This window comes from Streptomyces sp. CC224B (assembly GCF_030010595.1).
GTDB classification, from domain to species: domain Bacteria; phylum Actinomycetota; class Actinomycetes; order Streptomycetales; family Streptomycetaceae; genus Streptomyces; species Streptomyces longispororuber.
Genome location: NZ_JASCXL010000162.1, coordinates 1 through 17,423, shown reverse-complemented (window position 1 = coordinate 17,423; position 17,423 = coordinate 1). Strand labels below are relative to the sequence as shown.

Here is a 17,423-nt window from a genome sequence, read left to right as displayed (position 1 = left end):
GGACCCGGCGTCGGCCGGGGACCCGGGGCGGCCGCGGCGGGCTTCGCCGGGGCGGCCGGGGTCTCGGCGGCCGGCTTCGGCGCCGGAGGCCTGGGCGCGGCCGGCTTGGCGGCCTGCGCGGGAGAGGCGGGAGAGGGTGCCGCCGGCTTGGCGGCGGGCTTGCGCGGGGCGGGCCTGGCGGACTTGCCGCTGCCGTTGCCCTGCTGGAATGCGTCAGTCAGTTTGCGTACCACCGGCGCCTCGATCGTCGAGGACGCCGAACGTACGAATTCACCGAGTTCTTGGAGCTTGGCCATGACGACCTTGCTCTCCACTCCGAACTCCTTGGCGAGTTCGTATACCCGGACCTTAGCCACTTCGCTCCTTTTAGGTCCGGGTTACCGCCGGACCGTCGCTACTTCATGGGCGTACTCATCGCGTACTCATCGAGTGCTCATCGCAATCTCGACCTACTTCCAACTCGCGAGGTACCAGGGCCGCGCGGGGGTTCCGTGCGACGCTTCTTACGGTGTTGCCTACGGGGCAACGGTCTCGGCTGCCTCGACATTCCCGCGGAGCTCCGCGGTGTCGAGCGGCCCCTGGACCCGGAAGGCCCGCGGGAACGCCCGGCGGCGGACCGCCAGGTCGAGACAGACCAGGGCGGGGTGTACATACGCACCCCGGCCGGGCAGCGTACCGCGTGGATCGGGGACGCAGACGCCCTCGATCGCCACGATCCGCAGCAGCTCGCTCTTGGCCGCTCGCTCCCGGCACCCCACGCAGGTGCGCTCAGGGCATGCTCGGGCAGGCGTCCGGCCAGACACAGTTAAGTCTACCTCCCCGTAGCGACCTCACCCCTCTGGGGCAAAAATCGAACGGCTGTTGTCTCGATCAGTACGTGACCAGGCCGAGGGCCGGACCCGCAACTCCTTTTCCGGATGCTCCGGGTTCTCGGGGCCGCGGCACCCCCCGGGCGGTCCGGCCCGGGCGGTTCGGCCTAGGCGGTTCAGCCCGCGCTGTCCTGCCCGCCGGAGGCCTGCTCGGTGTCCGGCCGGATGTCGATGCGCCAGCCGGTGAGCCGCGCGGCGAGGCGGGCGTTCTGGCCCTCCTTGCCGATGGCCAGCGAGAGCTGGTAGTCCGGCACGGTCACGCGGGCGGAGCGCGCGGCGAAGTCGACGATCTCGACCTTGCTGACCCGGGCCGGGGACAGCGCGTGGGCGACCATGTCGGCCGGGTCCTCCGACCAGTCCACGATGTCGATCTTCTCGCCGTTGAGCTCGCCCATCACGTTGCGGACGCGGCTGCCCATCGGGCCGATGCAGGCGCCCTTGGCGTTGAGCCCGGAGCGGGTCGAGCGGACCGCGATCTTGGTGCGGTGCCCGGCCTCGCGCGCGATGGCGGCGATCTCGACGGACCCGTCGGCGATCTCCGGCACCTCCAGGGCGAAGAGCTTCTTGACCAGGTTCGGGTGGGTGCGCGACAGCGTCACCGACGGCCCGCGCATGCCCTTGGCCACCCGGACGACGTAGCTGCGCAGGCGCATGCCGTGCGGGTACTCCTCGCCGGGCACCTGCTCCTGCGTGGGCAGGATGGCCTCCAGCTTGCCGATGTCGACCAGCACGTTCTTGGGGTCGCGGCCCTGCTGGACGACACCGGTGACGATGTCGCCCTCGCGGCCGGCGTACTCACCGAGCGTCGCGTCGTCCTCGGCGTCGCGCAGCCGCTGCAGGATGACCTGCTTGGCGGTGGTGGCGGCGATGCGGCCGAAGTCGGACGGGGTGTCGTCGAACTCGCGGGACTCCTGGCCCTCCTCGAGGTCCTCCGGGTCCTCCTTCGCCCAGACCGTCACGTGCCCGGTGTCCCGGTCGAGCTTCACGCGCGCGTGGCGGCGGCTTCCCTCGGTGCGGTGGTAGGCGATGAGGAGGGCCGACTCGATCGCCTCGACCAGCAGGTCGAAGGAGATCTCCTTCTCCCGTACCAAGCCCCGCAGGGCACTCATGTCGATGTCCACGGCTACGCCTCCTCCTCTTCCTTCATGCTCTCGGTGCCGCTGTCGTCCTTGCGGCTGAACTCGACTTCCACGCGCGCCCTGGCGATGTCGCCGAAGGCGAGTCTGCGGGCGGTGGGCTTGCGCCCCTTCACGCCCGGCACCTGCAGGTCGACGCCGTCGTCGTCCACCGCCATGACGCGGGCGACCAGTTCGCCGCCCTCGGTGAGCTGGATGCGGGCGAGCCGCCCGACGGCGCGCGCGTAGTGGCGCTGTTCCTTCAGGGGGCGCTCGGCGCCGGGGGAACCGACCTCGAGGGTGTACTCGCCCTCGCCCATGACGTCGGTCTCGTCGAGCTTCGCGGAGAGCGCGCGGCTCACATCCGCGATCTTGTCCAGATCCACGCCGTCCTCGGAGTCGACCACGACCCGCAGCACGCGCTTGCGTCCGACCGAGGCCACTTCGATCTCTTCGAGATCCAGGTCCTGGGAGCTGACGAGCGGTTCCAGCAGTTCTCGCAGCCTCTCGCTCTGGGTGGTGCTCATCCGGGTGACTCCTCGGCCGCGTGTGCTGTTGTGGGATCGTCGCGTGTCAGGTCAAAGGGTATCCGGTCCAGGAGGGTGTTGCCGTCCACCCGCCGGGTCCCCACACCGCTCCGCGGTATGCGGGCCGACCGCGCGGCCCGGGGTGCGGCCGGGGGTGCGGCCGGGGGGTGGCGCCCGCCCCGTGCGGGCGCCTCGTGCCCCTCCGCGGGCCCGCCCGCCCCCGCGGAAACCGCTCCGCGCACCCTCCCGGCGCCGTACGCGCGTACGAGTCCGAGCCGGTCACGCGTGCGAGGACAGGGCGAAGGTACGGTGATCACGGGCTCCGGCCCGCCCGTCTCCCGACCCCGTCCGTGCCACGCGGCGCCGCGCGCCGCGCCGGCCTGTCCCCCGCCACCGTTCGCCGACCGAGGGCCGCGTCTCCCGTGCCCTCGCGGCCCGCCTTCCCGAGGACGTCTGCCGTGCCGTCGTATCCCGCCCTCTCGCGCCCCCGTCCGGGGCCACGCCGCAGAAGCCTGCTCGCCGGGGCCGCCGGCGCCACCGGGGCCGTGCTGCTCACCGGCTGCTCCGACGCCGCGTCCGGCGACCGTGACGGGAGCTCCGCCGCGGCCGAGCGGCTGCGCGCCCGGGCGGCCCGGGACAGCGCCGCGCTGCTGCGGCGGTACGACGCCGTGCTCGCGGCCCACGCGCCGCTGGCTGCGCGGCTGCGGCCGCTGCGGGACGAGGTGGCCCGGCACGAGGAGGCGTTCGCGGACGGCGAGCGGCACACCGCGGCCCCCTCGGCGTCCGCGGGGCGGGCCGCGGCGCAGGCGTCCGTGGACCGGGACGCGAAGGAGGCGCTGCGCACGCTCGCGCGGGCCGAACGGGAGCTGGCGCGGCGGCGCGAGAAGCAGCTCCTGGACGCGCCGGGCGAGCTGGCCCGGCTGCTCGCGGCGGTCGCGGCGGCGGGCGCCGCGCACGCCTTCCTGCTGACGGAGAACGACCGGGGTGACGGCGAGAGGGACGACAAGTGAGCGCGCGCAAGGACGAGTTGGCGGCGGTGCAGGCGGCACTGCGCGCCGAGCACGCGGCCGTGTACGGCTACGGGGTCGTCGGCGGCCGCGTCGGCGACGGGCGCCGGGCGCAGGCCCACGCGGCCTACGACGCGCACCGGGCGCGCCGCGACGAGCTGCGCCGCGCGGTGCGGGAGCTCGGCGGGCGGCCGGAGCCGTCGGCGGCGGCGTACGCGCTGCCGTTCCCGGTGCCGGACGCGGCGGCGGCGGTCCGGCTCGCGGCCGAGCTCGAGGAGCGGGTGGCCGGGGTGTACGCCGATCTGGTGCGGGCCGTCGAGGGCGACAGGCGGGCCGCGGCGGCCGAGGCGCTGCGGGAGGCGGCGGTCCGGGCGGCGCGCTGGCGCGGCGGGAGCGTAGCCTTCCCTGGGCTCGCCGAGCGGGCCGAGGCGTCCGGGCACCCGACCGCGACGCCGCGGGCGTGAACCCGCCACCGCACAGACGCACACAGGGCAGCCGGAAGGGAACACCTCGCGCATGGCACTCGAACCGCCGCCGCGCCTGATCCGTGCGCTCGGCGAGACGCCGCGCGACGCGGACACCGACGACTGGCTCCGGCGGCTGCCGGAGCTGGCCGAGGAGGCCGTCGCCCGGCGGGACCTGACCGTCGAGCGCGTGCAGGTGCCCGGGGGGCGCAGCAGCCTCGTGGTGCTCGTCCGGCTCGCCGACGGCACGCCGGCCGTGCTGAAGCTGGTGCCGCCGCGCTCCCGGCCCGCGGGCGAGCGGGCCGCGCTGGCCCACTGGGGCGGGCTGGGGGCGGCCCGGCTGCTCGACCCCGCCGCGGGCGACGGCGCGCTGCTCCTGGAGCGGCTCCAGCGGGACGTCTCGGTGCGCTCCCTGCCCGAGGCCAAGTCCATGCTGGAGGCGGCCGGGACGCTGCGGCGGCTGTGGGTGGCGCCGCCCGGCGGCCACCGCTTCGAGACGGTGGCCGAGCGGACGGGGCGGCAGGCCGAGGCCATGCGGGCGTGCCCGGACCCGGACGCCGCGCCCCTGGTGGAGGCCGCGCTGGCCGTACGGGATGAGCTGCTGTCGGGCGCGCCGGAGGAGCGGCTGCTGCACGGCACCTTCCGGCAGAGCAAGGTGCTCGCGGGCGAGCGGGTGCCGTGGCTGGCCGTGGGCCCCGATCCGGTGGTGGGCGAGTGCGCCTTCGACCTGGCGCGGCTCGTCCGGGACCGGGTGGAGGACCTGATCGCGACGCCGTCCGGGGCGGCGGTGACGCGGCGGCGGATCAAGCGGCTCGCGGAGTCGCTGGACGTGGACCAGGAGCGGTTGCGGGGCTGGACGCTGTTCCGGGCGGTGGAGTCCGGGGTCCGTGCGCTGCGGGTGGGCCGCGTCCAGGACGCGGAGCTCCTCCTGGAGTTCGCGGACTGGCTGTAGCCGCCGCCGTAACCAGGGGCCCCGCCCCCTGGACCCCCGCGATCGCGCTGGCGCGCTCGTCCTCAAACGCCGGACGGGCTGAAAGATCTCCGGCGCGGCCACGGCGGAGCCGTCCAGCGCGGACACAGCTGAAGATCTCAGCCACGCTCGGCGGAAATATCCAGCCCGTCCGGCGTTTGAGGACGAGGCGCGGAGCGCCGAAAAAGGCGGGGTCCAGGGGCGGCAGCCCCTGGTTTCGGGAAAGGGGCGGGACTGGGGCGCCCCGCGCGGGCCCCAGCCCCCGCCCCCTTACGCCGAGAGGCGGGCGATGGCCTCCGCCACGGTGAGCTCTTCGCGCTCACCGGTCCGGCGGTCCTTGAGCTCCAGGACACCCTCCGCGGAGCGGCGCCCCGCGACGAGGATCTTGGGGACGCCGATGAGCTCCGCGTCGGTGAACTTCACGCCGGGGGACACCCCGGCCCGGTCGTCCACGAGGACCCGGACGCCCGCCGCGTTCAGCTTCTCGGCGACGTCGAGCGCCAGCTCGGTCTGCACGGCCTTGCCGGCGGCCACCACGTGGACGTCCGCGGGCGCGACCTCCTGGGGCCAGCACAGCCCCTTGTCGTCGGCGGACTGCTCCACGAGCGCGGCGACGGCGCGCGAGACGCCGATGCCGTACGAGCCCATGGTGACGCGGACGGGCTTGCCGTTCTGGCCGAGGACGTCGAGCTGGAAGGTGTCGGCGTACTTGCGGCCGAGCTGGAAGATGTGGCCGATCTCGATCGCGCGGCCGAGCTTCAGGCCGGCGCCGCAGGCCGGGCAGGGGTCGCCCTCCTGGACCACGACGACGTCGAGGTACTGGTCGACCTCGAAGTCGCGGCCGCAGACGACGTCCTTCGCGTGCGTGTCGGGCTTGTTGGCGCCGGTGATCCAGGCCGTGCCGGGCGCGACGCGCGGGTCGGCGAGGTAGCGGACCTTCAGGCCCTGCGGGCCGACGTAGCCGCGGACGAGGTCGGGGCGGTCGGCGAAGTCCTCGGCCGTGACCAGCTCGACCTCGGCCGGGGCGAGGTGCTCGGCGAGCTTGCCGAGGTCGACCTCGCGGTCGCCGGGCACGCCGACGGCGACGATCTCGCCGTCGACCTTGACGAGGAGGTTCTTCAGGGTGGCCGAGGCCGGGACGCCCAGGTGCTCGGCGAGGGTCTCGATGGTCGGGGTGTCGGGGGTGTCCAGCTCCTGCGCCGCCGGGTGCTCGGCGCCCTCGACCGGCTGCAGGGCGAAGGTCACGGCCTCGGTGTTGGCCGCGTAGTCGCACGCCGGGCAGTCGACGAAGGTGTCCTCGCCCGCGGCGGCCGGGGCCAGGAACTCCTCCGAGGCCGAGCCGCCCATCGCGCCGGAGACGGCGGAGACGATGCGGTAGTCCAGGCCGAGGCGCTCGAAGATGCGCTGGTAGGCGGCGCGGTGCAGGGCGTAGGCCTCGGCGAGGCCCTCGTCGGTGGTGTCGAAGGAGTACGAGTCCTTCATCTGGAACTCGCGGCCGCGCAGCACGCCCGCGCGGGGCCGGGCCTCGTCGCGGTACTTGGTCTGGATCTGGTAGAGGATCACCGGCAGGTCCTTGTAGGACGCGCACTGGTCCTTGACGACCTGGGTGAAGATCTCCTCGTGCGTGGGGCCGAGCAGGTACTCGGAGCCCTTGCGGTCCTTGAGCCGGAACAGCAGGTCGCCGTACTCCTCGTAGCGGCCGCTCGCCTCGTACGGCTCCTTGGGCAGGAGGGCGGGCAGGAGGACCTCCTGGCCGCCGATGGCGTCCATCTCCTCGCGGACGACGCGGGCGACGTTCTCGTAGACCTTCTTGCCCAGGGGCAGCCACGTCCAGATGCCGGCGGCGGTGCGGCGCACGTAACCGGCACGGACGAGCAGCTTGTGGTTGAGCGTCTCCGCGTCCGCCGGGTCGTCGCGCAGTGTCTTGACCATCAACCGTGACATGCGCTGGACCTGGGCCATGATGAACAACTCCTGCGTTTTCCTGACGGGGGCGTCTTGTGCCGGGGATCGGCCTTCGGCCTCGTCCTCAAACGCCGGACGGGCTGAGTCCCCCGGGTGCTGGGCGCAGGTTATCCGGGGCACGGGCGCTCGTGGAAATCGGTCAGCGGGCGCCGGGCCGTCGCAGGGGCAGGGGTGCGCCCATCACCGCGTACGGCTTCGGGGCGCTGGGGAACACCACCCGGCAGGCCAGGTCCGCGTAGCCGAGCGAGCGGTACAGGGCGCGGGCCGGGCTCTCGACGTCGATGGCGGACAGGATCGAGCGGGGTTCGGCGGCGGTGTCCGTGACGGTGGTGATGAGGGCGCGGCCGATGCCCCGGTTCTGGTAGCCGGGCCGGACGTGCAGCTCGGTGATCACGAAGGAGTCGTCGAGCCAGTCGTCGAGGCCCGCGGCGCGCAGATAGGGCTCGACGACGGTGGACCACCAGTGGGCGCGGTCGTTGGGCATGCCGTAGACGAAGCCGACGAGCCGCCCGTCGGGGGTGGTGGCGCCGAGCGCGCGGGCGCCCGGGTAGGTGAGGTGCCGCAGGACGATCTGGCGTCGTACGGCCACCTCGTCGTCGCCGAGCCCGAAGGCGAGGGCCTGCACGCGCAGCGCCTCGTCCACGTGGGCGGCCAGGTCGAGGGGCCCGATCGCGACGTCGTCAGTCATGCCGGAACCCTACTTCGCGGCCCCTCGCCCCAGCACGGGAGGGAGCGACGCGGCGGCCCGGATCACGCCGCCTGCGTCCGTCCGGCCCCGTCCGCCGGGCGTCGGGGCGGTCAGAACAGCACGCTCATGAACGCGCCGACCTCTTCGAAGCCGACCCTGCGGTAGGTGGCCCGCGCCGGCGCGTTGTAGTCGTTGACGTACAGGCTGACCACCGGTGCCACGTCGGCGAGGGCGTAGCGCAGCACGGCCGCCATGGCGGGGGCGGCGATGCCCCGGCCGCGGTGCTCGGGGGCGACCCAGACGCCCTGCACCTGGCAGGCGCGGTCGGTGGCGGCGCCGATCTCCGCCTTGAAGACGACCCGGCCGTCCCGGTCGATGCGGGCGAAGGAGCGGCCGGAGCCGACGAGTTCGGCGACCCGGGCCTGGTAGAGCAGGCCGCCGTCCCCGGCGAGCGGGGAGACGCCGACCTCCTCGGTGAACATGGCCACGCACGCCGGCATGATCGTCTCCATCTCGTCCTTGCGGACGCGGCGGACGTACGGGTCGGGCGCGACGTCGTCGGGCAGCCGGTCGGTGACCATCAGCGGCTGGCGGGGGCGGACCTCGCGGGCAGGGCCCCAGGAGGGTTCGAGCAGCCGCCACAGCTCGGCGGTGGGTTCGGCGGGGCCGACGATGGAGGAGCAGCGGCGGCCGGTCCTGCGGGCCCGGTCGGCGAAGGCGCGTACGGCGCGCGGGGTGGCGCAGATCGGCACGAGGTTGGCGCCCGCGTAGCAGAGGGACTCCAGCATGCCGTCGGCGTACCAGCCCCACAGCTCGCCGCCGAGGCGCCAGGGGTCGAGGCCCGCGGCCCGCACCCGGGCGGTGACGAAGGCGTTCGCGACCGGCTCGCGGTCGAGCACGGCCAGTGCGGCGTCCAGGTCACTCGGTTCGAGGACCCTGGTGGTGGTCTGAGTCAACACGGGCGGGGCCTCACCATACGGTCTGCTGATCTCCGCACTGTACCTGGCGGGATTCCGCGGCGCCGACCCGTCACCGAAGGCCGCCGGGCGACCACGCGCGGTGCGTGCGGTCCGCGGTCCGGCGGCGGCGCGGCGGTGTCCCGCGCCCCGTGCCGGACGCCACGGGCGGACCGGCACGCGGTCCGGCGCCGGGCGGGCCCCGCGGGGTTCAACGGCCCGGCGTCGGCCGGATCCGCGGGGTTCAACGGTCCGGCGTCGGCCGGATCCGCGGGGTTCGGCGGTCCAGCTTCGGCTCGGCCCGCGGGGTTCGGGCGGTCCGGCTTCGGCTGGGCCTGCGGGGTGCAGCGCTCGGCGTCGGCTCGGCCCGCGGGGTTCAGCTGACGGTGACCTCGGGCTCGCCCGAGGCGATCCCGTCCTTCTCCATCTGCTCGGCGATCTTCATCGCCTCGTCGATCAGGGTCTCCACGATCTTCGACTCGGGCACGGTCTTGATGACCTCGCCCTTGACGAAGATCTGGCCCTTGCCGTTGCCGGACGCGACGCCCAGGTCCGCCTCGCGGGCCTCGCCGGGGCCGTTGACGACGCAGCCCATCACGGCGACGCGCAGCGGCACCTCCATGCCCTCGAGTCCGGCGGTGACCTCGTCGGCCAGCTTGTACACGTCGACCTGGGCGCGTCCGCAGGACGGGCAGGAGACGATCTCCAGGCGGCGCTGGCGCAGGTTCAGCGACTCCAGGATCTGGATGCCGACCTTGACCTCCTCCGCGGGCGGCGCGGACAGCGAGACGCGGATCGTGTCGCCGATGCCCTCGCTGAGCAGCGCGCCGAAGGCCACCGCCGACTTGATGGTGCCCTGGAAGGCCGGGCCCGCCTCGGTCACGCCGAGGTGCAGGGGGTAGTCGCACTGGGCCGCGAGCTGCCGGTAGGCGTTGACCATGACGACCGGGTCGTTGTGCTTCACCGAGATCTTGATGTCGCGGAAGTCGTGCTCCTCGAAGAGGGACGCCTCCCACAGGGCCGACTCCACCAGCGCCTCGGGGGTGGCCTTGCCGTACTTCGCGAGCAGCCGCTTGTCCAGGGAGCCCGCGTTCACGCCGATGCGGATCGGGGTGCCGGACTCCTTGGCGGCCTTCGCGATCTCCTTGACCTTGTCGTCGAACTGCTTGATGTTGCCCGGGTTCACCCGGACCGCCGCGCACCCCGCGTCGATCGCCGCGAACACGTACTTCGGCTGGAAGTGGATGTCCGCGATCACCGGGATCTGCGACTTCTTCGCGATGACCGCCAGCGCGTCGGCGTCGTCCTGGGTGGGGCAGGCCACGCGCACGATCTGGCAGCCGGACGCCGTCAGCTCCGCGATCTGCTGGAGCGTCGCCCCGATGTCGGACGTGCGCGTCGTCGTCATCGACTGCACCGACACCGGTGCGTCCCCGCCGACGGCCACCGAACCGACCTGGATCTTGCGGCTGACCCGGCGGTCGGCGAGCTTGGTCGGAACGGACGGGATTCCGAGAGAAACGGCAGTCATCTGGCGTGCATCCCCAAGGTGTGGATCAGGTCCCGAGTCCGGCGGGCTCCGGGCTTAGCGGCATCGCTACTACATCGCTTGTTCGCGGGTCCGAGATTACGGCACCCCCCATGCCGCGAGCACATCCCGTCCCGATGTCCACCCATTGGCAGGCGTGACCGCACATACGACGGTGGCCGGGCACAAAGTGTGCCCGGCCACCGCAAACCTCGTACTCCTAGGAGATTCTGACCGGATTCACCACATCCGCGATCAGCACGAGGATCGTGAAGCAGATGAAGATCCCGGCCACGACGTAGGCCACGGGCATCAGCTTCGCCACGTCGAAGGGGCCCGGGTCCGGGCGCCTGAGCACCTTCGCCGCGTTGCGGCGCAGCGACTCCCACAGTGCTCCCGCGATGTGCCCGCCGTCCAGGGGCAGCAGCGGCAGCATGTTGAACAGGAACAGGGAGAGGTTGAAGCCCGCGAGGAGGAACAGCATCATCGCGATCTGGTTCTGCGGCGGGATGTCCAGGGTGAACACCTCACCGCCGACCCGGGCCGCGCCCACGACGCCCATCGGGGAGTCCTGCTTGCGCTCGCCGTCGCCGAAGGCCGCGTCCCACAGGTCCGGGATCTTGGAGGGCAGGGCGAGGATCGACTCGACGCCGTTCTCCATCATGTCGCCCATGCGGTCGACGGACTCGCCGAAGGACTGCTGGACGATGCCGGAGGCGGGGGTGAAGCCGAGGAACCCGGCGTACACGTACTTGCCCTCGACGTAGCCGCCGTCGCCGTCCGTCTTGCTGACCTGGTTCTTGATCAGGTTGGCGTGCAGGTCACGGCGCTCGCCGTCGCGCTCGACGGTGATCGTGGCGGGGCCGATGGTCTCGCGGATACGGGACTGGAGCGTGGACCAGTCGTCCACGGCCTTGCCCTGGAAGGCGACGATCTTGTCACCCGCCTTGAGGCCCGCGGCCTTGGCCGGGGCGGGCTTGTCGCCCTTCTGGCAGGTGCCGCGGTTCTCGCCGGCCTCGATGACGCAGTCGGAGACCTTGCCGACCGAGGTGGTCTGGGTGCTGATGCCGAAGGTCATCATCACGCCGAGGAAGATCACCACGGCCAGGACCAGGTTCATGAACGGCCCGGCGAACATCACGATCACGCGCTTCCACGGCTTGCGCGTGTAGAAGAGCCGCGTCTCGTCGCCGGGCTTGAGCTCCTCGAACGCGGCGGAGCGCGCGTCCTCGATCATGCCGCGCCAGGGCGAGGTGGAGCGCGCCTCTATCCTGCCGTCCGGGCCCGGCGGGAACATGCCGATCATGCGGATGTAGCCGCCGAGCGGGATGGCCTTGATGCCGTACTCGGTGTCCCCTCTCTTGCGGGAGAAGAGCGTCGGGCCGAAGCCGACCATGTACTGCGGCACGCGGATGCCGAACATCTTCGCCGTCGACAGGTGGCCGAGCTCGTGCCAGGCGATCGAGAAGAGCAGGCCGATCACGAAGACGACTATGCCGAGGATCATCATCAGGGTCGTCATGCACGGGCCTCCGCGGTCGTCCGCTGTGTCGCTGTCAGTTCCCGGGCCCGGGACCGCGCCCAGGTCTCCGCCTCGAGGACGTCCGCCACGGTCAGGGAGGTTCCCGTCCGCGGGGTGCCGTGCTCGGCCACGACCCGCGTGACGGTGTCCATGATGCCGTTGAAGGGCAGCGCGCCCGCCAGGAAGGCGTCCACGCACTCCTCGTTGGCGGCATTGAACACCGCCGGGGCCGTGCCCGCGAGCTCCCCGACGTGCCGGGCGAGCCCCACGGACGGGAACGCCTCGGTGTCGAGCGGGAAGAACTCCCAGGTGGAGGCCTTCGTCCAGTCGAAGGCGGGGGCCGCGTCCGGCACCCGCTCGGGCCAGCCGATGCCGACGGCGATGGGCCCGCGCATGTCCGGCGGCGTGGCCTGGGCGAGCGTGGAGCCGTCGGTGAACTCGACCATGGAGTGCACGTACGACTGCGGGTGTACGACGACCTCGATGCGGTCGAAGGGGATGTCGTAGAGCAGGTGGGCCTCGATGACCTCCAGGCCCTTGTTGACGAGCGTCGCGGAGTTGACCGTGATCACCGGGCCCATGGCCCAGGTCGGGTGCGCGAGCGCGTCCTCGGGCGTGACGCCGGCGAGCTCGGCCCGGGTGCGGCCGCGGAAGGGGCCGCCGGAGGCGGTCACGACGAGCTTGCGGACGTCGGCGCGGGTGCCCGCGGCGAGCGCCTGGAACAGCGCGGCGTGCTCGGAGTCCACCGGGATGATCTGGCCGGGCTTGGCCAGCGCCTTGACCAGCGGGCCGCCGACGATCAGGGACTCCTTGTTGGCCAGCGCGAGCGTCCGGCCCGCCTCCAGGGCGGCGAGCGTGGGGGCGAGACCGATGGAGCCGGTGATGCCGTTCAGGACCGTGTGGCAGGGCGAGGCCGCGAGCTGGGTGGCCGCGTCCGGGCCCGCGAGGATGTCCGGCACCGGCTCCCCCGCCCCGAACTCCTCCCGCAGCGCCTCGCGCAGTGCCGGGACGACGTCCTCGCGGGCGACCGCGACGGTCCGCACCCGCAGGAGCCGGGCCTGCTCGGCCAGCAGCCGCACCCGGCCGCCCGCGGCGGACAGGGCGGTGACCCGGAAGCGCTCGGGGTTGCGCAGGACGAGGTCGATCGCCTGCGTGCCGATCGAGCCCGTGGAGCCGAGGACGACGATCTCGCGCGGCCCGTCGGCGCTGACGGGGTCGAAGACGAGGTGCGGGTCGGCGAGGGGTGCGGGGCTTTCGCTCATGCCCCCATTGTGGCCGCAGCGAGGGGCCCGCCGCCCCGGGCCCCGCCGTTTACGGCCCTTCGGCTCCGTCACCGGGCGCCGCGCCGCCCGTGCGCCCACCCGCCCGGTGCGGGGCGGGTGGGCCGGGAGCGCGTCAGCGGATCGGGCGGTGCACGTTCTCGCGCTCACTGGCCCCGGGTGAGGCGTCCGCGATCCACGGGCCGTCGTCGCTGGGGTCGACGACGCCCTGCTCCAGCCAGGTGTACGTACCGGACAGGACGCCCTTGACGACCTTGCGGTCCACGTCGTCGGTGTTGGTCCACAACCGCCCGAACAGCTCGTCGGCCCGGATACGGGCCTGCCGGCAGAAGACGTCGGCCAGTTGGTACGCCTCGCGGCCGTAGTCCTCGGTGGTGCGGAGCAGTTCGGCGCGGACGCAGGCGGCGCTCATGGCGAACAGCTCCGCGCCGATGTCGACGATCCGGCCGAGGAAGCCCTGCTTGGTCTCCATGCGGCCCTGCCAGCGGGACATGCCGTAGAACGTGGAGCGGGCCAGGCGCCGGGCCGCGCGCTCGACGTACCGCAGGTGGCCGGAGAGGTCGGCGTGGCCGGGCGGGTGAAATTCGGCGTACGCGCGCGGGAGCCGGCCCGGGCCGACGACGAGCTTGGGCAGCCAGCGGGCGTAGAAGGCACCCGCGGCAGCCCCGGCCCGGGCCTTGTCGGACAGGGTCTTCTCGGGGTCGATCAGGTCGCCCGCGACCTTCAGGTGGGCGTCCACGGCCTCGCGGGCGATCAGCAGGTGCATGATCTCCGTGGAGCCCTCGAAGATCCGGTTGATGCGCAGGTCGCGCAGGACCTGCTCGGCCGGGACGGCCCGCTCGCCGCGCGCCTTGAGGGAGGCGGCGGTTTCGAAGCCGCGGCCGCCGCGGATCTGCACCAGCTCGTCGGCCATCAGCCAGGCCATCTCGGAGCCGTAGAGCTTGGCGAGGGCGGCCTCGATGCGGATGTCGTTGCGGTCCTCGTCGGCCATCTGCGAGGACAGGTCGAGCACGGCCTCCAGGGCGAAGGTGGTGGCCGCGATGAAGGAGATCTTCGACCCGACGGCCTCGTGGTACGCCACCGGCTTGCCCCACTGCTCGCGGGCGCCGGTCCACTCGCGGGCGATCTTCAGGCACCACTTGCCCGCGCCCGCGCACATCGCGGGCAGCGACAGGCGTCCGGTGTTCAGGGTGGTCAGCGCGATCTTCAGGCCCGCGCCCTCCGGGCCGATGCGGTGGGCGGCGGGCACGCGCACGCGGTGGAAGCGGGTGACGCCGTTCTCCAGGCCGCGCAGGCCCATGAAGGCGTTGCGGTTCTCCACGGTGACGCCCTCGGACGCGGCCTCGACCACGAACGCGGTGATGCCGCCCGGGTGGCCGTCGGACCGCGGCACCCGCGCCATCACCACGAGCAGGTCCGCCACCACGCCGTTGGTGGTCCACAGCTTCACGCCGTCCAGGACGTACTCGTCGCCGTCGGGCACCGCGGACGTGGCGAGCCGGGCCGGGTCGGAGCCGACGTCGGGCTCGGTGAGCAGGAAGGCGGAGATGTCGGTACGGGCGCAGCGCGGCAGGAACGTGTCCTTCTGCTCCTGGGTGCCGAACAGCTTCAGCGGCTGCGGGACGCCGATCGACTGGTGCGCGGAGAGCAGGGCGCCGAGCGAGGGGCAGGCGGAGCCGACGAGCGCGAGGGCCTTGTTGTAGTACACCTGCGTCAGGCCGAGGCCGCCGTACTTCGTGTCGATCTTCATGCCGAGCGCGCCGAGCTCCTTGAGCCCGTCGACCACCTCGTCCGGGATGAGCGCCTCCCGCTCGATGCGCTCCGCGTCGATCCTCGTCTCGCAGAAGTCGCGCAGCTTGGCGAGGAACTCCTCGCCGCGCCGGGCGTCCTCGGCGGCGGGCATCGGGTGCGGGTGGATCAGGTCGAGCCGGAAGCGGCCGAGGAAGAGCTCCTTGGCGAAACTCGGTTTGCGCCAGTCCTGTTCGCGCGCGGCCTCGGCGACCTCGCGCGCTTCGCGCTCGGTGACGGCCGGGCGGCCGGGGGGTGGGGTGTGTGGTGCGGACATGAGGGTCACCTCGCCGCGAGTCGGGATCATCGGTCCGGGAGAGCAGAGAGCAGCTGGATCAGAGATCGGCTGGATCGGAGATCGGCTAGGTCAGAGATCGGCTAGGTCGAAGATCGGCTAGGTCAGAGATCAGCTGGATCAGGGAGATCCAGCGGGGTGACCACGCCGGTCGCGTGCCGGGCCGGGACGATCACCCCGAATGGTTACTCACCGGTGCTACTGGATCGTTGGTACCCGATTCCGGCCCGTGCCACCAGTCCTCGCGCAGCGGACGGCGCAACGCGCCCCCGGCGCCCGGGGCGGGAACGCGGACGGGAACGCGGACGGCCGGAGCCCCCGCACAGCGGGCTCCGGCCGTCTCCTCCTGCTGGACGCGGGGTGCGGGCGCGCCGTTACAGCTCCAGGCCGGTCAGGACCATGACGCGCTCGTAGGTGTAGTCCTCCATGGCGTAGCGGACGCCCTCGCGGCCGACGCCGGACTGCTTCACGCCGCCGTACGGCATCTGGTCCGCGCGGTAGGAGGGCGCGTCGCCGATGACGACACCGCCGACCTCCAGGGCGCGGTGGGCGCGGAACGCGGTCTGCAGGTCGTGCGTGAACACGCCCGCCTGGAGGCCGTACTTGGAGTCGTTCACGGCGTCGAAGGCGGCCTGCTCGCCGTCCACCTTCGTGACCGTGAGGACCGGGCCGAAGACCTCCTCGCAGGCGATCGTCACGTCGGCCGGCACGTCGGCGAGGACGGTCGGCGCGTACGTGGCGCCGTCGCGCTTGCCGCCGGTGAGCAGCCGGGCGCCCGCCTGGACGGCCTCGTCGACCCAGGACTCCACGCGCCGGGCGGCGTCCTCGTTCACCAGCGGGCCGACGTCGGTGCGCGGGTCGGAGGGGTCGCCGGTGACCTGGCTCTCGACGGCCGCGACGACCTTCGGCACGAGCCGGTCGTACACGGAGGCGTCGGCGATCACCCGCTGCACGGAGATGCAGGACTGGCCGCCCTGGTAGTTGGAGAAGGTCGCGATGCGGCTCGCGGCCCAGTCCAGGTCCGCCTCGGAGGAGAAGTCGCCGAGGACGACGGCCGCGCCGTTGCCGCCCAGCTCCAGGGTGCAGTGCTTGCGCGGCACCGAGTCCATGATCTGGTAGCCGACCTTGTCGGAGCCGGTGAAGGAGATGACCGGCAGCCGCTCGTCCTGGACGAGGGCGGGCATCTTGTCGTTGGCGACCGGCAGCACGGACCAGGACCCGGCCGGCAGGTCGGTCTCGGCGAGCAGCTCGCCGAGGACGAGGCCGCTGAGCGGGGTGGCCGGGGCGGGCTTGAGGATGATCGGCGCGCCGACGGCGATCGCCGGGGCGACCTTGTGGGCACACAGGTTCAGCGGGAAGTTGAACGGCGCGATGCCGAGGACGACGCCCTTGGGGAAGCGGCGCGTGAGGGCCAGGCGGCCCTGGCCGCCCTGGTCGGTGTCCAGGCGCTGGGCCTCGCCGCCGTTGAAGCGGCGGGCCTCCTCGGCGGCGAAGCGGAACACCGAGACGGCGCGGCCGACCTCGCCGCGGGCCCACTTGATCGGCTTGCCGTTCTCGGCGGAGATGAGCTGCGCGATCTCCTCGGTGCGCTCCACGAGGCGCTTCGACACGTAGTCGAGGGCGGCGGCGCGGACGTGGGCCGGGGTCGCCGCGAACTCCTCGGTGACCGCGTGGGCGGCGGCGACGGCCTCCTCCACCTGGGCGTCGGTCGGCACGGCCGCGCGGGCGACGAGGCGCCCGTCCCACGGCGAGGTGACGTCGAGGGTGGTCTCACCGGTGGCCTGGCGACCGGCGAGCCAGAAGGCGTGGAGGGAAGTCATGCGTTCCGGTCCTTCCGTGGAGGGGGCGGTTCTGCTGCTGGCTGGTACGGGGTCCACCGTAGGGGTGGAGGTTTTGGTGGGGGGTTGTCCGGGATGGCGTAGTGGGGGTGGCGGGCGCGCCGGATTGTCAGGGGTGGGGGGCTTCGCCTTTCCAGGGGGCCACTTGGGCGGCCCCGGTGTCCGGCCGGGGGCCTCGCCTCCCACCCACCCGCCCGTACAGCCCCGGGGCCTGGCAGGGGCCTTCGCTTGCCCCCCGAGCAACGCCGGGGCCTGGCAGGGGCCTCGTCTCCCACCCGCCCACCCGTACAGCCCCGGCGACCGGGACACGCCCCGACCTAGCGGCTCGCGGGTCCGTCGTCGACTGACCGCCCCACCGCCGCTACCGCGACGGACCTTCCCACCCACCCACCCGAACAACCTCAGCGACCAGGACACGCCCCGACCTAGCGGCCCACGGGTCCGACGTCAGCTGACGGTCCCACCGCCGCTACCGCGACGAACTTTCCCACCCACCCACCCGAACCACCCCGGCGACCAGGACACGCCCCGACCTAGGTCCTGTCTGATAATTGATCTTGTGGTGGGTCGTGGTGAGTTGACGGATGCGGCATGGGATCGGATTGCGCCCA

At 73.0% G+C, this 17,423-nt stretch carries 15 protein-coding genes; 3 read left to right on the top strand and 12 right to left on the bottom strand.

Annotated features, from left to right (window positions below):
• From QK440_RS38115 to rimP, 4 genes are all read right to left on the bottom strand, one after another.
• Positions 1 to 356 (bottom strand): translation initiation factor IF-2 N-terminal domain-containing protein (locus QK440_RS38115; RefSeq protein ID WP_282797858.1); only part of this gene is annotated, 356 nt, incomplete at its 3' end.
• 159 nt (positions 357 to 515) lie between these two features.
• Positions 516 to 803 (bottom strand): YlxR family protein, encoded by a 288-nt coding sequence (locus QK440_RS38110; RefSeq protein WP_282797857.1) that lies wholly within the window; start codon positions 801 to 803, stop codon positions 516 to 518.
• A 182-nt stretch (positions 804 to 985) separates the two neighbouring features.
• Positions 986 to 1,990: a transcription termination factor NusA gene (nusA, locus tag QK440_RS38105; RefSeq protein WP_282797856.1), complete on the bottom strand. Its 1,005-nt coding sequence runs from the start codon at positions 1,988 to 1,990 to the stop codon at positions 986 to 988.
• A 2-nt stretch (positions 1,991 to 1,992) separates the two neighbouring features.
• A complete protein-coding gene (gene rimP, locus QK440_RS38100; RefSeq protein WP_282797855.1) occupies positions 1,993 to 2,511 on the bottom strand; it encodes a ribosome maturation factor RimP in 519 nt (172 codons plus the stop codon).
• A 458-nt stretch (positions 2,512 to 2,969) separates the two neighbouring features.
• Here rimP and QK440_RS38095 point away from each other — a divergent pair, with 458 nt between their 5' ends.
• The 3 genes from QK440_RS38095 to QK440_RS38085 are packed head-to-tail and all read left to right on the top strand — an operon-like array spanning position 2,970 to position 4,934.
• Complete coding sequence (locus tag QK440_RS38095; RefSeq protein WP_282797854.1) at positions 2,970 to 3,521, top strand: hypothetical protein; 552 nt, start codon at positions 2,970 to 2,972, stop codon at positions 3,519 to 3,521.
• Positions 3,518 to 3,982, top strand: coding sequence for a DUF4439 domain-containing protein (locus QK440_RS38090; protein ID WP_282797853.1), 465 nt, complete (start codon positions 3,518 to 3,520; stop codon positions 3,980 to 3,982). Before QK440_RS38095 ends, QK440_RS38090 begins: the two co-directional genes overlap by 4 nt.
• Positions 3,983 to 4,034: 52 nt before the next feature.
• Positions 4,035 to 4,934, top strand: a complete 900-nt coding sequence (locus QK440_RS38085) for an aminoglycoside phosphotransferase family protein (RefSeq protein WP_282797852.1) — start codon at positions 4,035 to 4,037, stop codon at positions 4,932 to 4,934.
• Between the two features lie 288 nt (positions 4,935 to 5,222).
• On the opposite strand, the gene QK440_RS38080 is transcribed toward QK440_RS38085, so the two are convergent.
• From QK440_RS38080 to QK440_RS38045, 8 genes are all read right to left on the bottom strand, one after another.
• The gene (locus QK440_RS38080) at positions 5,223 to 6,914 is read right to left on the bottom strand and encodes a proline--tRNA ligase (RefSeq protein WP_282797851.1); all 1,692 of its coding nucleotides are present in this window, start codon (positions 6,912 to 6,914) and stop codon (positions 5,223 to 5,225) included.
• 142 nt (positions 6,915 to 7,056) lie between these two features.
• On the bottom strand, positions 7,057 to 7,605 hold the full coding sequence (locus QK440_RS38075) for a GNAT family N-acetyltransferase (protein ID WP_282797850.1): 549 nt from the start codon (positions 7,603 to 7,605) through the stop codon (positions 7,057 to 7,059).
• Positions 7,606 to 7,715: 110 nt separating this feature from the next.
• On the bottom strand, positions 7,716 to 8,564 hold the full coding sequence (locus QK440_RS38070) for a GNAT family N-acetyltransferase (RefSeq protein WP_282797849.1): 849 nt from the start codon (positions 8,562 to 8,564) through the stop codon (positions 7,716 to 7,718).
• A gap of 373 nt (positions 8,565 to 8,937) precedes the next feature.
• The gene (gene ispG / locus QK440_RS38065; protein WP_282797848.1) at positions 8,938 to 10,092 is read right to left on the bottom strand and encodes a flavodoxin-dependent (E)-4-hydroxy-3-methylbut-2-enyl-diphosphate synthase; all 1,155 of its coding nucleotides are present in this window, start codon (positions 10,090 to 10,092) and stop codon (positions 8,938 to 8,940) included.
• A gap of 217 nt (positions 10,093 to 10,309) precedes the next feature.
• Complete coding sequence (locus tag QK440_RS38060) at positions 10,310 to 11,611, bottom strand: site-2 protease family protein (RefSeq protein ID WP_282797847.1); 1,302 nt, start codon at positions 11,609 to 11,611, stop codon at positions 10,310 to 10,312.
• Positions 11,608 to 12,873: a 1-deoxy-D-xylulose-5-phosphate reductoisomerase gene (gene dxr, locus QK440_RS38055; protein WP_282797846.1), complete on the bottom strand. Its 1,266-nt coding sequence runs from the start codon at positions 12,871 to 12,873 to the stop codon at positions 11,608 to 11,610. Before dxr ends, QK440_RS38060 begins: the two co-directional genes overlap by 4 nt.
• 133 nt (positions 12,874 to 13,006) lie before the next feature.
• Positions 13,007 to 14,956 carry an acyl-CoA dehydrogenase family protein gene (locus QK440_RS38050; RefSeq protein WP_282797845.1) on the bottom strand — a complete coding sequence of 650 codons (1,950 nt, stop codon included), beginning with the start codon at positions 14,954 to 14,956 and terminating at the stop codon, positions 13,007 to 13,009.
• A 392-nt stretch (positions 14,957 to 15,348) separates the two neighbouring features.
• Positions 15,349 to 16,794: an aldehyde dehydrogenase family protein gene (locus tag QK440_RS38045; RefSeq protein ID WP_282797844.1), complete on the bottom strand. Its 1,446-nt coding sequence runs from the start codon at positions 16,792 to 16,794 to the stop codon at positions 15,349 to 15,351.
• Positions 16,795 to 17,423: the final 629 nt, after the last annotated feature.